Raw genomic sequence first — 16,633 nt, 5'->3', positions numbered from 1 at the left:
AACGCGAGATCACATGGCGACCCTTGAGGAGATTGCGCTGAGGGCCGGCTGCTCCACGGCGACCGTCAGCCGCGTGCTCGGCAGAAGCGGACCAACCAGCGAAAGCATGGTCCGGCGCGTGCGCAAGGCCGCATCCGACCTTGGCTACCACCGTATCGATGGCGCGACCACTACCGGCCGGCGGCGACCCGTGATCGGCGTTCTCATCCCGAGCATCACCAATCCGGTTTTTGCCGCCTCCCTGTCGGGAATCCAGAACCGCATGCGGCTTTCGGGACATGGTGTGCTGATCGCCCAATCCGACTATGATCCATCCCGCGAATCTGATGCGATTGCGTCGCTCCTGGCGGAAAAGCCGACCGGACTGATTGTCACCGTCTGCGACATGGAGAAGAGCCAGAATGACCTGCCCGCCCATCTGCCGCCGATCGTGCTTCTGAACAATCTGCCGACGGCGCGCTTCCAGGCGGCGGTGACGACAGACAACCGAGCGGCGGCAATGGAGCTTGCCCAGCATCTGATCGAACACGGCCACAAGAAAATCCTGTTCGTCTCTGGCTCGTTTGAAAGTTCAGATCGGGCGCGTCGGCGCTATGACGGCTATTGCGACGCGTTGGCTGCTGCCGGACTTGAAGCCCTCAAGGCGTTGCAGATCCCGTTCGTCACCGGCAATGACGAACTCGATCTCAGCCAGGCGCTGCTTGCCCATCGCCCAACCGCAATCATTGCCTCAAACGATCTTCTGGCGCTCGGCGTCATCGGTGCGCTGCGCCGCGAGGGTCTGTCCGTGCCTGGCGATATCTCTGTCGCCGGTTTCGACGGCATTGCCATCGGCCGCCTGTTTGATCCGACTTTGTCGACAATCGAAATGGCAGATGCAAGCATGGGAACCACTGCCGCCTCGCTGCTGCTGGACATCGCCGAAAACGCTGCGGAACCGCGCCATCTGAGCATGGCATACAAGCTGAAGCCGGGCGGCACAGTGCGCAGCATCAATAAAGCGTTGTGACAAAAATGCGCCGCCCTTGGGGGCGGCGCACCATCGTTTGCGGCTTAGCCGATCAATCCCTGTATCAGCTGCGCGGCAGCAGGCCTTCGACTTCGGCTGCGGCGTCGTCCAGCGCTTCCTTCGGCTCGGCAGACTGCTCGACCACGCGCGACAGGTTCTCAACGATGGTCTGGGTGACCTTCACACCGTTTGAACCCGGGAACGCATACCAGGGCTGCATCAGCGGCATCTGCTCGAGGCCGGCGCGAAACAGCGGGTTTTCCTTGTAGAAATTGCCGAGATACTCTGGCGACGTCGCGGCCAGTTCATTGTTGGGAACATAGCCCGTGCCCGGAACGACGACCGAGGCGCCGTATGGTCCCGAAGCGAACTTGATGAACTTCCAGGCAGCGTCCTGCTTTTCAATGTCGCGGGTCAACATGACAGCCGCGTTGCCGCCGGTCGGCAGCTTGCCGTTGACCGGGTCGATCAGCGGAATATGAGCGGTGCGCAGGTCGAACTTGTCGCCGACATTCTTGATCGTGTTGCGAAGCGCGCCCGTTGTCTGGAAGGCAAAGCCGACCTTGCCGGCCACAAAGGCCTGTTCGCCAGCCTGCTTGGTGAAGACCGGAAGACCGCCTTCCTTGACCATGCGATCGACCAGTTCAAATGCCTTCACGCCTTCGGGGCCGTTGAAAGCAACAGCGGTCTCTTGATCATTCAGCATCTTGCCGCCGGCGCCGAACAGCAGCGCGGAGAACATCCAGTCGTCACCCTGCCAGCGAAAGTCGATGCCTTCATTGCCGTCGCCGAGTGCCTTGATCTTGGAGGAGAGTGCAATGACCTCGTCCCAGGTCTTTGGCGCGACGTCCGGATTGCCGCCGGCTTTGCGAACCAGATCGGCGTTGTAATACATGATCGGGTTGGAGGTCGCGAAGGCGAGACCGACCTGTTTGCCCTTGACCTGGGCGAGCTTCAGGATGTTGTCGGAAAAGCCCTGATCGGCCATATTGCCGTCCTTGGACATGAACGGGCCGAGGTCGACGGGAATATCACGCTCATTGAGCATGCGTAGACGGTTCAGGCCAATGAAGGTGACGTCAGGCATTTCTGCCGTGCCCGCCTGACGCATGATGGTCTGAATACCTTCTTCATAGGTCGCCGACGGGTTGGCGAAGGTGATCTTGATATCGGGGTTTTCTTCCATGAACTTCTTCGAGATCGTGTCCATCACGTCCTTGAAGAAGCCAGGCATCGGATAGTGGATGTTGAGCACCGTTTCGGCATGCGCCGGGACGAAGGTCGCCATCGTGACCGCGGCTACGGCCATCGCTTTCTTGAAAAGAGTCATTGCAGATCTCCTGGGTTGGACCGATCAGCCTTTCAGACCGGTCATGGTGATACCCTCGACGAAGCGCTTCTGCGCGAGCAGGAAGGCGAGAACGAGAGGAAGGGTAATGATGAGCGTGGCGGCCATCAGCGCGCCGTAGTCGTCGCCAGCCTCAGCCGCGCGGAAGTAGAGAAGGCCGAGCGGCGGGGTGGCATAGGACTGGTTGGTGACGACGATCAGCGGCCAGAACAGATCATTCCAATGGGCAACGACCGAGAAGATCGAAAAGGCAGTGATTGCCGGCCAGGCATTCGGCACGATCACCCTAGCAACGATGCCGGTCTCCGACATGCCGTCGAGCCGTGCCGCATGGATCAGGTCATCGGGAATGCCGCGAAAGAACTGCAGGAACAGGAAGATCGCAAACACTGAAATCGAGAACGGCGCGACCAGTGCGAAATAGCTGTTGAGCACAGACAGCCGATCAAAGGCGACATAGAGCGGCAGGGCCGTCGCATGGATCGGGACGAGCAGACCGAGCATAACCAGCGCCATCATCAGACGCGCGGCGGCAAAGGAGAGCTTGGCCATGGCATAGGCGCAAGGGATTGCCACCACGACCTGGACAATCAGGATCAGTGCGCAAACGACGATGCCGTTGAAAAGCAGTCCCGCCATGGATACCCGGCCGAAGGCCTTGGCGAAGTTTTCGGCATACGACCAGGTCTGCGGGATCAGCGAGAGCGAGGAGGAGAATATCTCGCTCTGTGCTTTGCCGGCGGTAGAAATCATGAAGATGTAGGGCGCCAGAAACAGGATGGCGCCAAAGGAAAGGGCGGCGAAACGCAGGATGCGGCCGAGGGAAAATGGAGCCTGTGTCATGCGTAGTGCACCTTCCGGTCCATGACGCGGTACTGGAGGAACATCAGCGATACGAGGATGGCCAGGAAGATCACGGTCATCGCCGAGGCATAGCCGACACGCAGGAAGACGAAACCTTCCTGGTAGATGGTGAAGAGCAGGACTTCGGACGCTTTGTTTGGGCCGCCTTCGGTCAGCGTCTTCACCGTCTCGAACACCTTCACCGCATTGATGGTGCTGATTGTCGTGACGAAGAGGGTCGTCGGACCAAGCATTGGCCAGGTCACTAGCCGGAACCTCGAGAGAGCCGAACGGGCGCAGTCGACTTCAGCCGCCTGATAGAGCTCACGCGGGATGGCAGAAAGACCGGCAAGGAACAGGACCATGTTGAAGCCGGTCGATTGCCAAATGCCGATGATCGACAGGCTGGTCATCACGGTTTTCGACGCGCCGAGCCAGTTCGGACCCTGGATGCCGATCATGTCGAGCATTGCGTTGATCGGCCCGATCGTCGGATGGAAGAGATATTGCCACACGGTGGCCATGGCAACGAGCAGCGACGCGACCGGCAGGAAATAGGCAGTGCGAAACAGGCTCTTGCCCCAACCCTCGGATTCGATCAGCAGCGCGATGGCAAGCCCGAGCGCCATCGAAGCCGGCGCCACGATCGCCGCATAGACCGTGGTATTCCACAGCGACTTTCGGAAGGTGCGGTCGTTCAACAGCTCTGCATAGTTCTCGAAGCCGACAAAATTGAAACTGCCATAGCCAAGTTCGAAATCGGTAAAACCGAGGACGATTACCGCGATGGTCGGCAAGATGATGAAGCAGAAGATCAGCAACAGTGCCGGTGCCGAAAGCGCCATGGCAATGCGGGCTTCCCGGCGCTGCGCCAGTCGAGCACCCTTTCGGGAAAGCGAGGGCATGGCGCTGCGATCCAAGACAAGACTATCCATGAAGGGCCTCCGATCGCAAAGCCGATACCATGGCCACGCTGGCCGGCAGGCGCTCACCCTGTTCATCGAAGAGCAGGATTGCGTCCGGATCGATCTTGAGATCGATTGGCTGGCCAGGCTTGAGCCCGATCGCGTCCGCAGGCGCGATCTTCGCCACAACGACCGCATCCATTGCCGCGAGCTTGGTAAAGACCACCACTTCGGAGCCGAGGAATTCCAATCGCTCGACCCGCGCCGGCAGACCACCCTCACCGGCCTCGCCAAGCCGAACGAATTCGGGACGAAACGCGATCGTCAGTGCCGCTCCGGGCTTGAGGTCCTTGCGCGTAGCAAGCCGGATGTTGCCGACATGGACGAGGCCGTTGTCGTCAATCACGGTCGACAGCACATTGATGCGCGGCTGGCCGAGGAATTTCGCCACTTCGAGATGTGAGGGATCGTCGTAGATGGTGCGCGGGCTGTCGAGCTGCAGCAGCCGGCCACCGATCATCACGGCAACGCGGTCGGCCATGGACAGGGCTTCCGACTGGTCATGCGTGACATAGAGCGTCGGCACACCGGCCTTGCGATGCAGCTCAACGATTTCGCCGCGGGCATGGACACGCAGGTTGGCATCCAGATTGGAGAGCGGCTCGTCCATCAGAAAGACGTTCGGCTGTCGGACCATGGCGCGTGCCAATGCCACGCGCTGGCGCTGGCCACCTGACATCTGGCCCGGCTTGCGATCGAGCAGGTGGTCGATCTTGAGCGAACTCGCCATGGCGCGAACGTCGCGCTGGATATCGGCGCGGATCTGGCGCTGGCCAGACAGAAGGTCTCCAATCAGCGGCAGACGGCCGGCCGTCGACAGTCGGCGCATGGCGAGCGGCACAGCAATGTTCTGGCCTGCCGTCAGATGCGGGTAGAGCGCGTAAGACTGGAAAACCATTGCGACGTTGCGGTCGCCTGCAGCCTTGGCCAAGACGTCTTCGCCGCCGATAACGATCTCGCCACGATCTGCATGATCGAGGCCGGCGACGATGCGAAGCAGCGTGCTCTTGCCGCAGCCAGACGGACCGACAAGGGCAATGAACTCCCCGACTTCCGCCTCAAGACTGACGCCTTTCAGGATGCTGTTACCACCGAAGGCCTTGTTGATGTCGCGAAGGATGAAGGCAGTCATTGGGCCGCCTCCACGACAACCTTGGTCGCATGGCGCGGATAAACCTCGTCGATCACATGATCGAGGATGTGTGCCGTGGTGCCGTCGACTGCAACGATCTCGCTCGTCACGCCGTCAGCCAAGTGATGCACGACACCGCCGACCAGTCGCTCGCCCGGCATTTCACGCTCCAGCGTATCGATAATGAAGGAGGTCGGCGGCGCCCAGACGAGCTTGGTCGCACCTATCTCGCCCTGCCAGGCCCAGTGCAGATGGCCGCTGGCATAGAGCGCGACGTCATGAGCGGCAAACAGCTCGAGCAGTTGCTGGCGAACGGCGGGACCAGCGCCCCAGTAACCCGTGTCGCCTTCTGCCGGATCATCGACGAACAGCGGCTTGTGACCGAAGATCGCCACCCGCCGGCCGTTGCGACCTTCCAGCATCTCAACAAGCCAATCGACTTGCTCACTTTCTTCCGCGTGGCCCGAGCCGATCAACAGGCTGTTGAGGCCGATCAGTCGCCAGTTGCCGAGGTCCTTGGCAAAGCGATCGGGCCCCGCCAGCCGGCGCCAGCGCTCAAGGCGCAGGTCGTCGATCGGCTGCAACGAACCGGGCATATGGCCGACATCGTGATTACCGGGGACCAACAGAACCGGAACATCAAGTTCCTGCAGCAAGGACATGGAAAAACTGATGTCTTCGTCCTGATCGGCACCATCTATCGTAAGGTCGCCGGTATGCACGACCACATCAGGCCTCACCGTCTCGATCCAGCGTCGCACGGGCTCCCAGTTGCCGTTGAAATGCGCCTTGGACGGGCTGAAATGGGTGTCGCTGATCTGGACGACTTTCATCGGATACTACCTTTCAAGACACGAGCTGACTTGCTTTGGACGGCCATGTGCAGAGGCGAAGTCCGGCGTTGCTGGCCTGTCTTTAAGGGTCCAGCATGTCAGTCGCTTGACGGTGCTTTTCAGTGGTTTTCCAATTTCGTCATCAAAGCGTCAGAAACTGATCGTGATAGTTGTCCCTATAAACTGGGGGATCACCCGGACACTCCGGATCACACATGGCGGCATGGAGTGCCAAATCATCTGCAGACGTGTGAAGGCCCCCCCTGTTATTTCGTTGGGGCTAACTGCCAAGTCGCTGCATGGCCGGCCTCAACAAGGCTCGCATTGCGTTCGCAACGGCGCTATTGCTGAACGCTTCTCTTGGCCTGTGGGGACCACATGAAAGTCATCGTTCTCGGCGCCGGCATCATCGGCGTAACGTCTGCCTATCAGCTGGCGAAAGCCGGCCACGACGTGACAGTCATCGACCGTCAGCAGGCTCCCGCTCTCGAGACCAGCTTTGCCAATGCCGGCGAAGTCTCCTTCGGCTACTGCTCACCCTGGGCAGCCCCAGGCATTCCAATGAAGGCGATGAAGTGGTTGCTCATGGAGCATGCACCCCTGATCCTGCGTCCCAAAATCGATGCAGCCATGCTGTCATGGATGCTGAAGATGCTGTCGAACTGCACCTCCAAGCGTTATGCCATCAACAAGAGCCGGATGTTGCGACTGGCTGACTACAGCCGCGTATCGCTTGCTGCGCTGCGCACCGAAACGGGAATTTCCTATGACGAGCGCATGCAGGGCACGCTGCAGCTGTTTCGGACACAGCAACAGCTGGACGCTTCAGGCAAGGACGTCAAAGCGCTCGCTGCCGACGGCATCCCCTATGAAGTGCTCGACCGTGACGGCTGTGTTCGTGTGGAACCGGCACTCGCCCAGGTGCGCGACAGGATCGTCGGCGGGCTTTTGACCCCAAAGGATGAAACCGGCGACTGCTTCAAGTTTGCCAATGCGCTGGCCGCAAAGGCCGAAGCACTCGGCGTGCGATTTGCCTATGGCCATCATATACTGGGCCTGGACGTCGAAGGCGGACAGCTCCGAACAATTATTACCGACAAGCAACGATTTGCAGCTGATGCCGTCGTCATGGCGCTGGGTAGCTACTCCCCTATCCTGCTGAAGCCGCTTGGCATTTCCCTGCCCGTCTATCCGGTCAAGGGATATTCGCTGACCATCCCGATCACCGATGCGTCACGCGCGCCGGAATCCACCGTCATGGACGAAACCTACAAGATCGCCATCACGCGACTTGGCGAACGCATTCGCGTCGGTGGCATGGCCGAAATCTCTGGTTATACCAATGATCTCGGCCAGGCGCGGCGACGCACGCTTGAACATTCGGTGTCAGACCTGTTTCCCGGCGGCGATGTGTCGAAGGCAACATTCTGGTCCGGTCTGCGCCCGATGACGCCGGACGGAACGCCGGTGATCGGCCCGACGAAGATCAAGGGCCTGTTCCTCAACACCGGACATGGCACGCTCGGATGGACGATGAGCTCAGGCTCGGCAAGGGTGATTTCAGATCTCGTCAGTGGCCGCACCCCTGATATTGATGCGACAGATCTTGCGATCAGCCGTTACGCTTGACCTGAGGCAGCATCGGCAAAGGAGCCGGCGTCACGTCGGCACAAACAGCTTCACCAAATTTTCCGAGAAACCCGCACAAACGAAAAAGCCTGCCGCGGGAGGAGGTGCGGCAGGCTTTTCGAAATGATGAACAGCGACTGGGAGGAGGAGTGCCGCTGTCCCTACAGGCGCCCCTGGGAGGAGGAGTGGGTCGCCTGAAACACGAAGCTCTGCGGGAGGAGGTGCATTGCTTCGTTGAAATCCAACATACAGCATCGCCGTGCTTATAAAATACGCCTTGTTGCAGTGCAGCCATGCAGAAATAGCATTGCTCGAATGCGCCGGAATCATGCGCCCAAACCCACAAGGCGGCGGCACCCATTCCGCCAAAAAGCACCGACCGCACCGAGCACGAAAATCCCAAATGCAAAAACGCCCGCGTCATCAGCGGGCGTCGTGCAAACATGCGAAGATGTCTTCAGGCGTTAGCGAGCGTATGATGCACGGGCGACACTGTGGATGTCGGCGCGGCTGATACCGATGTCGGACAGTTCACGGCTCGACATGCGGCCAAGTTCGGCAACCGTCTGACGATACTTGCGCCAGTTATTAAAAGAGCGTGCTACGTTCATGATGATCCCCTTTCGTGAGGTCTCTTTGACGCCAGCAACCTTGCTTCAGTTCCAACGTCGTTTCGATGGTTGGAATATAGGCGCATGCCTGCCCCAACAAAAGTGACAAGCTCACAGGTCAGCCATGATCAGGACGCATGGATCATGCGTGGCACCTTGTTAGCCACGAAATCGATCGCACGCCGTCAGGCGCTTCATCGGCGGATCGGCATCTCCGTAGCGATAGATTTCGCTACGGAGAAAATGGAGTTCGTCCTCAAGCGCTTCTTCGCCAACCTCAACCCACCAGGATTTGGGGCGGCCATCGCTGCCATCAGACCACCGATAGCCGCGCGCCTTGAGATGGTCCTTCATGTCGAAGGGACTGCCTTCGGCATAGACGCGAACACGTGTTCGCTGACTGGATTCATAGAGTTCAGCAAATGCGGGTAACCGCCCCGCCGCCTCACGCGACAGCACTTCCAACAGCGCGAAACAGTCATCGACCGCTCGATGACCATCATGGAAATATCCGGCCTGATTGATCAGATAACCAAGCTTGGTGCCTTCAAACCCGCGCGACGACCAATCCACTTCAAAATTGGAGCAAGCCCAGGCCTTGGCTGCAAACATCGGCGAGAACGCCTCGCAGAAAGGACGGTCGAAACCTGCATTATGCGCGATAACCAGATCGGCAGGATCAATCAGCGCATACAATGCGGTCAGGTCGATCGACTGGCCGGCTACCATCTCGTCGGTAATCCCGGTCAGTTTGGTGATCTCGGCCGGGATAGGCACAGTTGGCTGCCGCAAACCGCCGTAGATGCCCGTAACATCTCCAATATTTCCGCAATGATCGAATGTGAAAGCGATGACGCCGATCTCGATGATCTCGTCCTTGCGCGCATTGAGACCCGTTGTTTCCGTGTCGAGAATGACGCCGCGCAACGGATATTCTGGACGCGCAACCGCCACGACCTGCCGCGGTTCAAGTTTCTTCAGCAGACGATATCGGCCGGTCTCGGACAGATGCCGAACCATGGCCTCTTCGCTCATTGCAGTTGACGGCTGATGCTTCCTCGGATTGGCCGGATGAACCTTGCCTGGAGCGGACCGGGGGCCGACATCTGCCTGCTGTGCGAACATATCAAACTGATTCGTCATGTCCTATTCTATGTGCTGAGGCTGCATCAATGTCACCACCGCCTCCACATCGATCCACTGCCGTTTGGCAAAAAGACCTGCCAAAGGAGCAGCCATAGCGGTTGCGCCCTCAACCCCAGCCAAGTGCCCGCCGGACTATTGCGTATTTCTGTCGGCCCACATCGAAACCTCCTTTGCCAGGATGTTCATATGGTCGGCAAACGAGAAGCCTGAGACGCTTTTGCGAGGCTTCAGATCGTGATCGCCGTCTTTGAGCCAGAGCAACTCGATCGTATGAGCCAAGTCATAGGTTTCGACTTCGTCACGTGTTCCAAACGGATCCCGCGTGCCCTGGACGATCAATGCCGGCGTTTCAAGATCGGCAAGATGAGCCGTGCGCAATTGTTGTGGCTTGCCGGTCGGGTGAAAGGGATATCCAAGACACAGGAGCCCTGCGACCCGTTTGGCGTCGAACAGATCATCTGCAACCAGGCTCGCCACACGGCCGCCCATTGATTTTCCGCCAATGATCAGCGGCCCATTTGCCTTGAGTTGCTCCACGGCCTGGCGATACTCAGTCATGAGCTTTTCTGCCACCGGCGGCGGGCGGCGGGCGGCCAAAACGCGCCTGGCCGCCATGTAGTCAAATTCGAAGCGGGCAACGCGAAAACCGGAGGAAGCCAGCGCTTGAGCAATGGCATTCATCGTCGCCGTGTCCATCGGCGCCCCTGCCCCATGGGCAAGCAGAATTGTGCCCCTGGCCTTGCTCGGACCATCAAACAGGAAACTGGTCATCCATCACCCGACTTTGTCCTAACCATGATCCGCATTGTTTCGCAGGGCCGGAATGAAGGGATGGATATGGATCGCAAACATCCCACGGCAACTAAATGTACCGCCCGGTACCTTAATTATGATTTCGTTAACATTTCCGGCCTAAAACGAGACCATTCATCAATGAAGGTTACTCTCATGGTCAGCGCAATTTCAAGTTCTGCAACCAGTATTCTGAGTTCAACATCCTCGTCCAGTTCCGCGAGCGATCTCGCATCGCTTGAGGCACAGCTTGCAGAAAAGCAGGCTGCCCTGTCTGAAACGGACGACGAGGAAGAAAAAGCCACGATTGAAAAGGCTATCGCGACATTGCAGTCCAAGATTGCAAAAATCAGCGTGACCGAAAGCAGCGATACGCAAACGACCACATCGACAAAAACCGAGGAGGAAGCTCCGCAGGAAATGTCCGGTGAAAGCGAACGGATCGGCACTAAGAATTTCGACGAAGACAGCGCCTTCGGCGACCGTACGGCCTATGTATGATTGCTCCTGCACCCTGGGGCGGCCAACGTGGCCGCTTCAGAGGACTTGATGGCAGGTGCGCTTGCTGATTGTCACCGGACCACCGATGCCAGACTAGCCATCTCGCCCGCTCCCTCCTGCATCTTCGCGATGAAGCAATGGGGCTTGCGGCTCAAAAAACAAGCTTAAATCAAATTCAGACTCTGAAAATTATTGGTACCATATAGTACTATCTTTATATTGGCTGGATGATTGTCAATCAGATGCTATGACAAGCGTATGAGCGACACCGAAACAACAGCCGTGCAACCCGCTGCAAAACGCAAGCGCGGCAGACCGAAAACGCATTCCGACACGGATCGGCGCTCGGACATTATCGACACGGCGCGCAAGACATTTGTCGAGCTGGGGTTTTCCGGGACTACGACGGATATTGTCGCGGCAAGATGCCGGATCTCCAAGCAGACGCTCTACCGTCTGTTTCCCTCCAAGTCAGACCTGTTTCTCGCCGTGGTTGCCGCACACCGGCAAATGATGCTTGATCTGCCGCGCCCTGTCGACGAAGACGCCCCCATCGACACCGTGCTGCAGAAGATCTTCATGATCGATATCGACGAAGCGGCCGAGAATGAGCGACAGGCCTTCATCCATATCGTCATGCGCGAAGGCGGACAGTTTCCCGAAATTGCTGAAATCCTGAGACGCGATGGAATCGATCGCTCACGCCAGATACTTGCAGACTGGCTGTCGGCCGAGGCCAAACGCGGAAAGCTGGTGATCGAAGATCCGCTCGGCAGTGCCCGGATGCTGATGGATTTGCTATTTGGCGCAATGGGCCCTAGGCGAGAAGACTTCAAAAGCAGAGCAGATCGCCGGCGCCACCTTGAACAGTGCATTGATCTTTTTGTTCGCGGAACACGGCCGTCCTGACACACAACTACCGAGACCTGCGTTGATCAGGTTTCGGACAAGTAGGTGCGGCAAGCCAGCATCGGCCGTAAATTTCGCATGATCAAGGACGAGCAGTCCCATCGATACGCGAGTATGTCTGGTGATAGGGCGGAGAAGAGAACTCCCTGCACGCCGACGCAATGGCGTCGAGCGCCTGTCTCCTATAGAATAGCCGCTGGAGCACACGCTCCGGGAGACGGAGCATGGAGCGCCATCTCGCAGCCATCCTGATTGCCGACGTCGTTGGCTACAGCCGTCTGAGCCAGATCGACGAGGAAGGAACGCGTGCCCGCTTTCAACGTGACATGGAGACCATTTTCGAGCCCGAGATCGCCCGGCACAACGGCCGGCTCGTCAAAACCATGGGCGACGGACTGCTGGTCGAGTTCCACAGTGTGGTCGATGCAGCCCGTTGCGCGGTCGCCGTACAGCAACAAAAGGCAAAAAAGGAAGCGCTAGCGTCACCCGAACACCGGCTCGATTTTCGCATCGGCATCAACCTCGGCGACATCATCGTCGAAGGCACGGACATCCACGGCGACAGCATCAACATTGCGGCCCGGATCCAGACGCTGGCAGAACCGGGCGGCATCGCCCTTTCGGGATCGGCCTATGATCAGATCAAATCAAGACTGCCGGTCGGTTTCACGTCTCTGGGCGAGCAGAAGGTCAAGAATATCGCCGATCCCGTTCGCATCTACCGCGTCCTGCTTGATCCGGCGGCCGCCGGAAAGACTGCTGAGGCCCGCAAACCGCGTCGCGTTCATCGTAGTCTGGCGACAGCCGCATTTCTGTTCGCTGTTGGCGGTGCGGGTATCTGGTTGCAACCCTGGACATTCATCCAGCCGTCTTTACTGAGCGATCGTTTTACCTATCCCCTGCCGGACAAGCCGTCGGTCGCCGTTCTGCCCTTCATCAATGTCAGCGGAGACAAGACCCATGATCATCTCGCCGATGGCCTGACAGACGATCTCATCACGGAACTGTCGCGGGTTTCCGGGTTGTTTGTCATCGCACGCCATTCGGTCTTCGCCATCACAACCACATCCGGCAAGGTTCAGGATGTCGCTGCCGAACTCGGCGTTCAATATGTGCTGGAAGGTACATTGCAGCAGGCCGGCGCAAGACTACGCATCAACGCCAAGCTCATCGACGCAGTGACCGGCCTATCGCTTTGGGCGGAACGATATGATCGCGAATATGCCAATATCTTCGCAGTTCAGGATGACGTGATCAGCAAGATCATTTCTGCCATGTCGGTCAAACTGAGTGAGGGAGAACGTCATCGGCTGGCCCGCATCCCGACCGAGAATCTCGAGGCCTATGACTATTATCTGAGAGCCGAACAGAAGGGGATTACCTATAGCGACGTCGAGACCTATCGCCAGACACTCTCGTTTTACCAGAAGGCGATCGACCTGGACCCGAAATTCGCCGACGCGCATGCAGGCATCGCACGGGTGGCTGTGGATGTCTGGCGCAACGACTACACCTATCTCTGGTCGGCCGCGGTTGCCCGAAAGATTGCCTATGATGCAGCAGGACAGGCATTGAAACTCGCCCCCGACAATGCGCGCGCGCTTGCGGTCCTGGCGCTTCTGCAACTGGTCGACGGCCGCAGCGCCGAGGCGATGGCTTCCGCAACGCAGGCTGTGGTGGCGCAACCAAGTGACGCTGAGGCTTTTGGCAACCTGGCACTAATTCTCGCGCATACGGAAAGACATGAAGAGGCAATCAGCGAGATGGAGAAAGCCATGCGGCTGGATCCTTCGCCATCGCCAAGCTTTCAATTGTTGGCCGGCATCGTCTTCTACACGGCCCACGATCTCGACAGAGCGATCCCTTTGATGGAGGCGGCCCGAGATGCCTTGCCGAATGCCGAACCCGTGCATGAGTATCTGGCCGCCGCATACATGGCCAATCGCGACAAGCAGCGCGGCGCTCAAGCAGCAACGCGACTGCTGCAGCTATTCCCCGACACCAACTTGACCTATTACAGCTATCTCTATGACTACTGGAACAGCGAGGACCTTCAATATCATCTGGCAGGCCTGCGCGCGGCCGGCATTCCGGAATGGCCTTTTGGTTTTGAAGGAAAGCCGGCAGACAAAATTAGTGAGGCAGACCTTCGCAAACTGGTCAGCGACAAGACCTGGATCGGCAAGCACAAGAACGGCACAGACTTCATTCAGCACTTCGACAAGGCCGGAAATACAGCCTATCGCAGCGCCAATACAAGCATTACCGGCATTGCCGAAATTCGCGATGGCCAACTGTGCGAAACATTCGGTGGCTCGTTCCTTGATCGCATGGTCTGCGGATATGTCTACCGCAATGGAGAGAACCGGTCACGCGGCGAGTATGTTCATGTCACCCCGCAGGCATTGAAGTTCTTTTCGCTTGCCCCAGCGGCTTGAACGACCTCGCACGATACAATCAATCAGTTCGAAGTACCCTTGCGCCAATCGGTCTGCAGCTTTTCCGAAACAAGCGTGTGCTGAACGTCAGCCCAATGCTGCTTCGAGTTGGCAACCTTCATCGGGTTCTTCTCGAAACCTTCGGCAGCCCCCGGATCGTAACTGATATAGAGCTTGCCCTCGATAATCCGCCAGGCTTTCGGGTCTATGTTGGTTGTCACCGTGCCAAGGGACACGCCATCTGCGCAATAGCCACCGTATTGGGGTGCGTATCTGGCTGGATCCTTGATGAAAAGGGCCATGTTCTCCGCGCTGGCAAAATGCCAGGTCGCGCCCAGCCAGTGGTGGGAATATGTCGCAGACCCTTCCATCGCCTGATTTTGCGTAAAGTAGGCGACCGGGTCGAAACCCTTGATCGCGACATCGCCAAAGTAACCCGTGTTGACGACATCTTCAGCAGCAATCGCCGGGGCAGCCAAGAGTAGAACCGCAGCAACCCCCGTCGCCATTGCAAGGCAAGCCGAGCGCGTTTTGCGTAACATCGCATCCTCCTTGTTCGCACCTCAGCTCACGTCCTCAAGCTGCAAGGCGCTATTTCCGTTTGATACATTCACCGTGTAGCCACTCGCCGACAATGGCGGCATCCTGACATGCAGCGCCAGCATTCAGCAACAATTGGGCCACGTCCCAATGCTCGCGCCAGCCGGCCTGGCTCAGCGGTGTAATTCCATTTCTTTCCTTGGCTTCAATGTCTGCCTTGTTTGCCAGCAGGAAGGCGACAATATCCGCATGCCCCTCTTCGGCGGCCGCATGGAGCGGCGACATCTGATAGAAATTGCGGGCATCGTTGATTGCAGCCCCTTTGGACACAAGCAGCATCACCACATCCAGTTTACCCGCATATGCAGCCGCATGCAGGGCAGTCAGGCCACCCTTGTTGCGGGTTTCGATGTCGGCACCGCGTTCCAGAAGAAACGCAGTCACATCGGCGTGCCCGGCAAGTGCCGCCAGAAGCAGCGGTGGCTCGCCTGCGCTGTCGGGCGCCGCCAGATCATGATCTTGGGTCAGCATGCCTTTTACAGCATCCAGATCACCGCTTTTGGCAGCGTCGTGCAGTGGACCAGCCACAGCTGTGGCAACCCACAGCGTTGCAACTTGCACAAAAATGTAAAAAATCCTCATCGCGCCCTCCGATCTGTCATTGGTTCGATCAGTGCGGACAAGAAAAGAGTATACCGCATAGCGACCACTTGGACAATGACGAGAGAAGACGGATGGCAACTTGATCCGAACGACCGAATACCCCACGCGCGTCTTCGATACGCAAAATCCGGTAGTGGTGGCGTCTGATCAAACATGGGGTGACTTGGAGGCCCTTGTTGTAGGTGCTCTGGACGCGGCGTATAGAATAGCGTTGACAGTGTCTTCAGGCGGGATTTGATCAACGTGACTATGAAATACTCCGATACAAGCGCTCCTGGCGAACGCCTGAAGATCGGCTTCGTCCTGTCCAAGTCCTTTACGCTTTCGGCCTTTTCGCTGTTTGTCGATACGCTTCGGCTTGCGAGCGACGAATTTGACAGGTCAGGGCGTGTGCTTGCAGACTGGGAGGTTCTCGGCAGCACACGCCACCTGATCATGTCCAGTTGCGGCGTCAAAGTCGCGCCGACGTCCGACTTTGTCGATCCGAGCCAGTTTCACTATATTGTGGTCGTTGGTGGCCTGCTGAACAGCGAGACGCCCATAGACCAGGAAACCGTGAGCTTCCTGAAAGCTGCCGCGACGAAAAATGTGCGACTGATCGGCGTCTGCACCGGCTCGTTCATCCTGGCCGAGATCGGCCTGATGAAACAACATCAGACATGCGTCAGCTGGCTGCACTATCAGGCGTTTCGAGACCGGTTCCCCGACCATCAGGTTCGATCCGACCGTATATTCAATCTTGACCGCACGCGCGGCTCCTGTGCCGGCGGCAGTAGCGCGGCCGACATGGCCGCCTCGATCGTCCAGCGACATATCGGTCACGATGCAGCCCGCAACGCGCTTGAGGTTCTCCAAATTGAGAGAGCGCGTACCGCGCTGGAAATCCAGCCCCGCAGACCGCTCGAGATCGCGTCGGAAGATGCGCGCATCCGGGCCGTGCTGATCATGATGGACCGGCATATCGAGGGCACGATAACGATACCGGAACTGGCACGCTCGGTCGGCCTGTCGAGACGGCAGCTCGAACGGCTATTCCTCAGCGAAACCAACAGTACGCCCGCACTGGTCTATCGCAGGGTCCGGCTGGAACGAGCCAAGCAGGTGCTTCTGCAATCAAAAGCGCCACTGATCGAAATCGCGCTCGACACGGGCTTTGAAAACGCGTCGCACTTCTCGCGCGCCTTCAAGCAGACCTTCGGCCAGACCCCGACCCAGCTGCGTGCATCCATGGCAGATTAGCCACGGCTCGGATCATATCCAATTTCCGCGCCGCA

At 58.3% G+C, this 16,633-nt stretch carries 16 protein-coding genes; 6 read left to right on the top strand and 10 right to left on the bottom strand.

What is annotated here, in order from left to right; genetic code table 11:
• The first annotated feature begins 13 nt into the window (after positions 1–13).
• The gene (locus GVK95_RS09375) at positions 14–1,009 is read left to right on the top strand and encodes a substrate-binding domain-containing protein (protein ID WP_159948836.1); all 996 of its coding nucleotides are present in this window, start codon (positions 14–16) and stop codon (positions 1,007–1,009) included.
• Positions 1,010–1,073: 64 nt separating this feature from the next.
• On the opposite strand, the gene GVK95_RS09370 is transcribed toward GVK95_RS09375, so the two are convergent.
• The 5 genes from GVK95_RS09370 to GVK95_RS09350 are packed head-to-tail and all read right to left on the bottom strand — an operon-like array spanning position 1,074 to position 6,130.
• On the bottom strand, positions 1,074–2,339 hold the full coding sequence (locus GVK95_RS09370; protein WP_159948834.1) for an ABC transporter substrate-binding protein: 1,266 nt from the start codon (positions 2,337–2,339) through the stop codon (positions 1,074–1,076).
• 24 nt (positions 2,340–2,363) lie between these two features.
• Positions 2,364–3,200 carry a carbohydrate ABC transporter permease gene (locus GVK95_RS09365; protein ID WP_159948832.1) on the bottom strand — a complete coding sequence of 279 codons (837 nt, stop codon included), beginning with the start codon at positions 3,198–3,200 and terminating at the stop codon, positions 2,364–2,366.
• Positions 3,197–4,135: a sugar ABC transporter permease gene (locus tag GVK95_RS09360; RefSeq protein WP_159948830.1), complete on the bottom strand. Its 939-nt coding sequence runs from the start codon at positions 4,133–4,135 to the stop codon at positions 3,197–3,199. The genes GVK95_RS09365 and GVK95_RS09360 overlap by 4 nt, the downstream gene beginning before the upstream one ends.
• Complete coding sequence (locus GVK95_RS09355; protein WP_159948828.1) at positions 4,128–5,297, bottom strand: ABC transporter ATP-binding protein; 1,170 nt, start codon at positions 5,295–5,297, stop codon at positions 4,128–4,130. Before GVK95_RS09355 ends, GVK95_RS09360 begins: the two co-directional genes overlap by 8 nt.
• Positions 5,294–6,130: a metallophosphoesterase gene (locus GVK95_RS09350; protein WP_159948826.1), complete on the bottom strand. Its 837-nt coding sequence runs from the start codon at positions 6,128–6,130 to the stop codon at positions 5,294–5,296. The genes GVK95_RS09355 and GVK95_RS09350 overlap by 4 nt, the downstream gene beginning before the upstream one ends.
• Positions 6,131–6,508: 378 nt before the next feature.
• Here GVK95_RS09350 and GVK95_RS09345 point away from each other — a divergent pair, with 378 nt between their 5' ends.
• Positions 6,509–7,759: a D-amino acid dehydrogenase gene (locus GVK95_RS09345; protein WP_159948824.1), complete on the top strand. Its 1,251-nt coding sequence runs from the start codon at positions 6,509–6,511 to the stop codon at positions 7,757–7,759.
• A gap of 464 nt (positions 7,760–8,223) precedes the next feature.
• Here the strand turns inward: GVK95_RS09345 and GVK95_RS09340 are convergent, their stop codons facing one another.
• From GVK95_RS09340 to GVK95_RS09330, 3 genes are all read right to left on the bottom strand, one after another.
• A complete protein-coding gene (locus GVK95_RS09340) occupies positions 8,224–8,370 on the bottom strand; it encodes a DUF1127 domain-containing protein (protein ID WP_159948822.1) in 147 nt (48 codons plus the stop codon).
• Positions 8,371–8,529: 159 nt separating this feature from the next.
• Positions 8,530–9,513 (bottom strand): 3'-5' exonuclease, encoded by a 984-nt coding sequence (locus tag GVK95_RS09335; protein WP_159948820.1) that lies wholly within the window; start codon positions 9,511–9,513, stop codon positions 8,530–8,532.
• Positions 9,514–9,648: 135 nt separating this feature from the next.
• The gene (locus GVK95_RS09330; RefSeq protein ID WP_159948818.1) at positions 9,649–10,287 is read right to left on the bottom strand and encodes an alpha/beta family hydrolase; all 639 of its coding nucleotides are present in this window, start codon (positions 10,285–10,287) and stop codon (positions 9,649–9,651) included.
• Here GVK95_RS09330 and GVK95_RS25240 point away from each other — a divergent pair.
• From GVK95_RS25240 to GVK95_RS09315, 3 genes are all read left to right on the top strand, one after another.
• Positions 10,228–10,809 carry a hypothetical protein gene (locus GVK95_RS25240; RefSeq protein WP_244618719.1) on the top strand — a complete coding sequence of 194 codons (582 nt, stop codon included), beginning with the start codon at positions 10,228–10,230 and terminating at the stop codon, positions 10,807–10,809. The two genes, GVK95_RS09330 and GVK95_RS25240, sit on opposite strands and share 60 nt — an antisense overlap.
• Before the next feature lie 258 nt (positions 10,810–11,067).
• Positions 11,068–11,718, top strand: a complete 651-nt coding sequence (locus GVK95_RS09320) for a TetR/AcrR family transcriptional regulator (RefSeq protein ID WP_159948816.1) — start codon at positions 11,068–11,070, stop codon at positions 11,716–11,718.
• Positions 11,719–11,942: 224 nt separating this feature from the next.
• Positions 11,943–14,156, top strand: coding sequence for an adenylate/guanylate cyclase domain-containing protein (locus GVK95_RS09315; RefSeq protein WP_159948814.1), 2,214 nt, complete (start codon positions 11,943–11,945; stop codon positions 14,154–14,156).
• Between the two features lie 23 nt (positions 14,157–14,179).
• Here GVK95_RS09315 and GVK95_RS09310 read toward each other — a convergent pair whose 3' ends face one another.
• Both GVK95_RS09310 and GVK95_RS09305 read right to left on the bottom strand, forming a co-directional pair.
• Positions 14,180–14,665, bottom strand: a complete 486-nt coding sequence (locus GVK95_RS09310; protein ID WP_159949498.1) for a YHS domain-containing (seleno)protein — start codon at positions 14,663–14,665, stop codon at positions 14,180–14,182.
• Positions 14,666–14,747: 82 nt separating this feature from the next.
• Positions 14,748–15,338, bottom strand: a complete 591-nt coding sequence (locus GVK95_RS09305; protein ID WP_159948812.1) for an ankyrin repeat domain-containing protein — start codon at positions 15,336–15,338, stop codon at positions 14,748–14,750.
• A 270-nt stretch (positions 15,339–15,608) separates the two neighbouring features.
• On the opposite strand from GVK95_RS09305, the gene GVK95_RS09300 reads away from it, so the two are divergent.
• Positions 15,609–16,598 carry a GlxA family transcriptional regulator gene (locus tag GVK95_RS09300; protein WP_159949496.1) on the top strand — a complete coding sequence of 330 codons (990 nt, stop codon included), beginning with the start codon at positions 15,609–15,611 and terminating at the stop codon, positions 16,596–16,598.
• Positions 16,599–16,633: the final 35 nt, after the last annotated feature.

It is taken from the genome of Rhizobium sp. 18065 (assembly GCF_902706095.1).
Classification (GTDB): Bacteria; Pseudomonadota; Alphaproteobacteria; order Rhizobiales; family Rhizobiaceae; genus Allorhizobium.
The sequence above is the reverse complement of the archived record's forward strand: the minus strand, read 5'-3'. Positions and strand labels throughout refer to the sequence as shown.

Bases quoted from the DNA above. Each gene is read 5' to 3' on its own strand.
- GVK95_RS09355 (WP_159948828.1), bottom strand. From the start codon at position 5,297: ATGACTGCCTTCATCCTTCGCGACATCAACAAGGCCTTCGGTGGTAAC.
- GVK95_RS09365 (WP_159948832.1), bottom strand. From the start codon at position 3,200: ATGACACAGGCTCCATTTTCCCTCGGCCGCATCCTGCGTTTCGCCGCC.
- GVK95_RS09375 (WP_159948836.1), top strand. From the start codon at position 14: ATGGCGACCCTTGAGGAGATTGCGCTGAGGGCCGGCTGCTCCACGGCG.
- GVK95_RS09350 (WP_159948826.1), bottom strand. From the start codon at position 6,130: ATGAAAGTCGTCCAGATCAGCGACACCCATTTCAGCCCGTCCAAGGCG.
- GVK95_RS09300 (WP_159949496.1), top strand. From the start codon at position 15,609: ATGAAATACTCCGATACAAGCGCTCCTGGCGAACGCCTGAAGATCGGC.
- GVK95_RS09315 (WP_159948814.1), top strand. From the start codon at position 11,943: ATGGAGCGCCATCTCGCAGCCATCCTGATTGCCGACGTCGTTGGCTAC.
- GVK95_RS09370 (WP_159948834.1), bottom strand. From the start codon at position 2,339: ATGACTCTTTTCAAGAAAGCGATGGCCGTAGCCGCGGTCACGATGGCG.
- GVK95_RS09310 (WP_159949498.1), bottom strand. From the start codon at position 14,665: ATGGCGACGGGGGTTGCTGCGGTTCTACTCTTGGCTGCCCCGGCGATT.
- GVK95_RS25240 (WP_244618719.1), top strand. From the start codon at position 10,228: ATGGGCAAGCAGAATTGTGCCCCTGGCCTTGCTCGGACCATCAAACAG.
- GVK95_RS09330 (WP_159948818.1), bottom strand. From the start codon at position 10,287: ATGACCAGTTTCCTGTTTGATGGTCCGAGCAAGGCCAGGGGCACAATT.
- GVK95_RS09360 (WP_159948830.1), bottom strand. From the start codon at position 4,135: ATGGATAGTCTTGTCTTGGATCGCAGCGCCATGCCCTCGCTTTCCCGA.
- GVK95_RS09345 (WP_159948824.1), top strand. From the start codon at position 6,509: ATGAAAGTCATCGTTCTCGGCGCCGGCATCATCGGCGTAACGTCTGCC.
- GVK95_RS09305 (WP_159948812.1), bottom strand. From the start codon at position 15,338: ATGAGGATTTTTTACATTTTTGTGCAAGTTGCAACGCTGTGGGTTGCC.
- GVK95_RS09340 (WP_159948822.1), bottom strand. From the start codon at position 8,370: ATGAACGTAGCACGCTCTTTTAATAACTGGCGCAAGTATCGTCAGACG.
- GVK95_RS09335 (WP_159948820.1), bottom strand. From the start codon at position 9,513: ATGACGAATCAGTTTGATATGTTCGCACAGCAGGCAGATGTCGGCCCC.
- GVK95_RS09320 (WP_159948816.1), top strand. From the start codon at position 11,068: ATGAGCGACACCGAAACAACAGCCGTGCAACCCGCTGCAAAACGCAAG.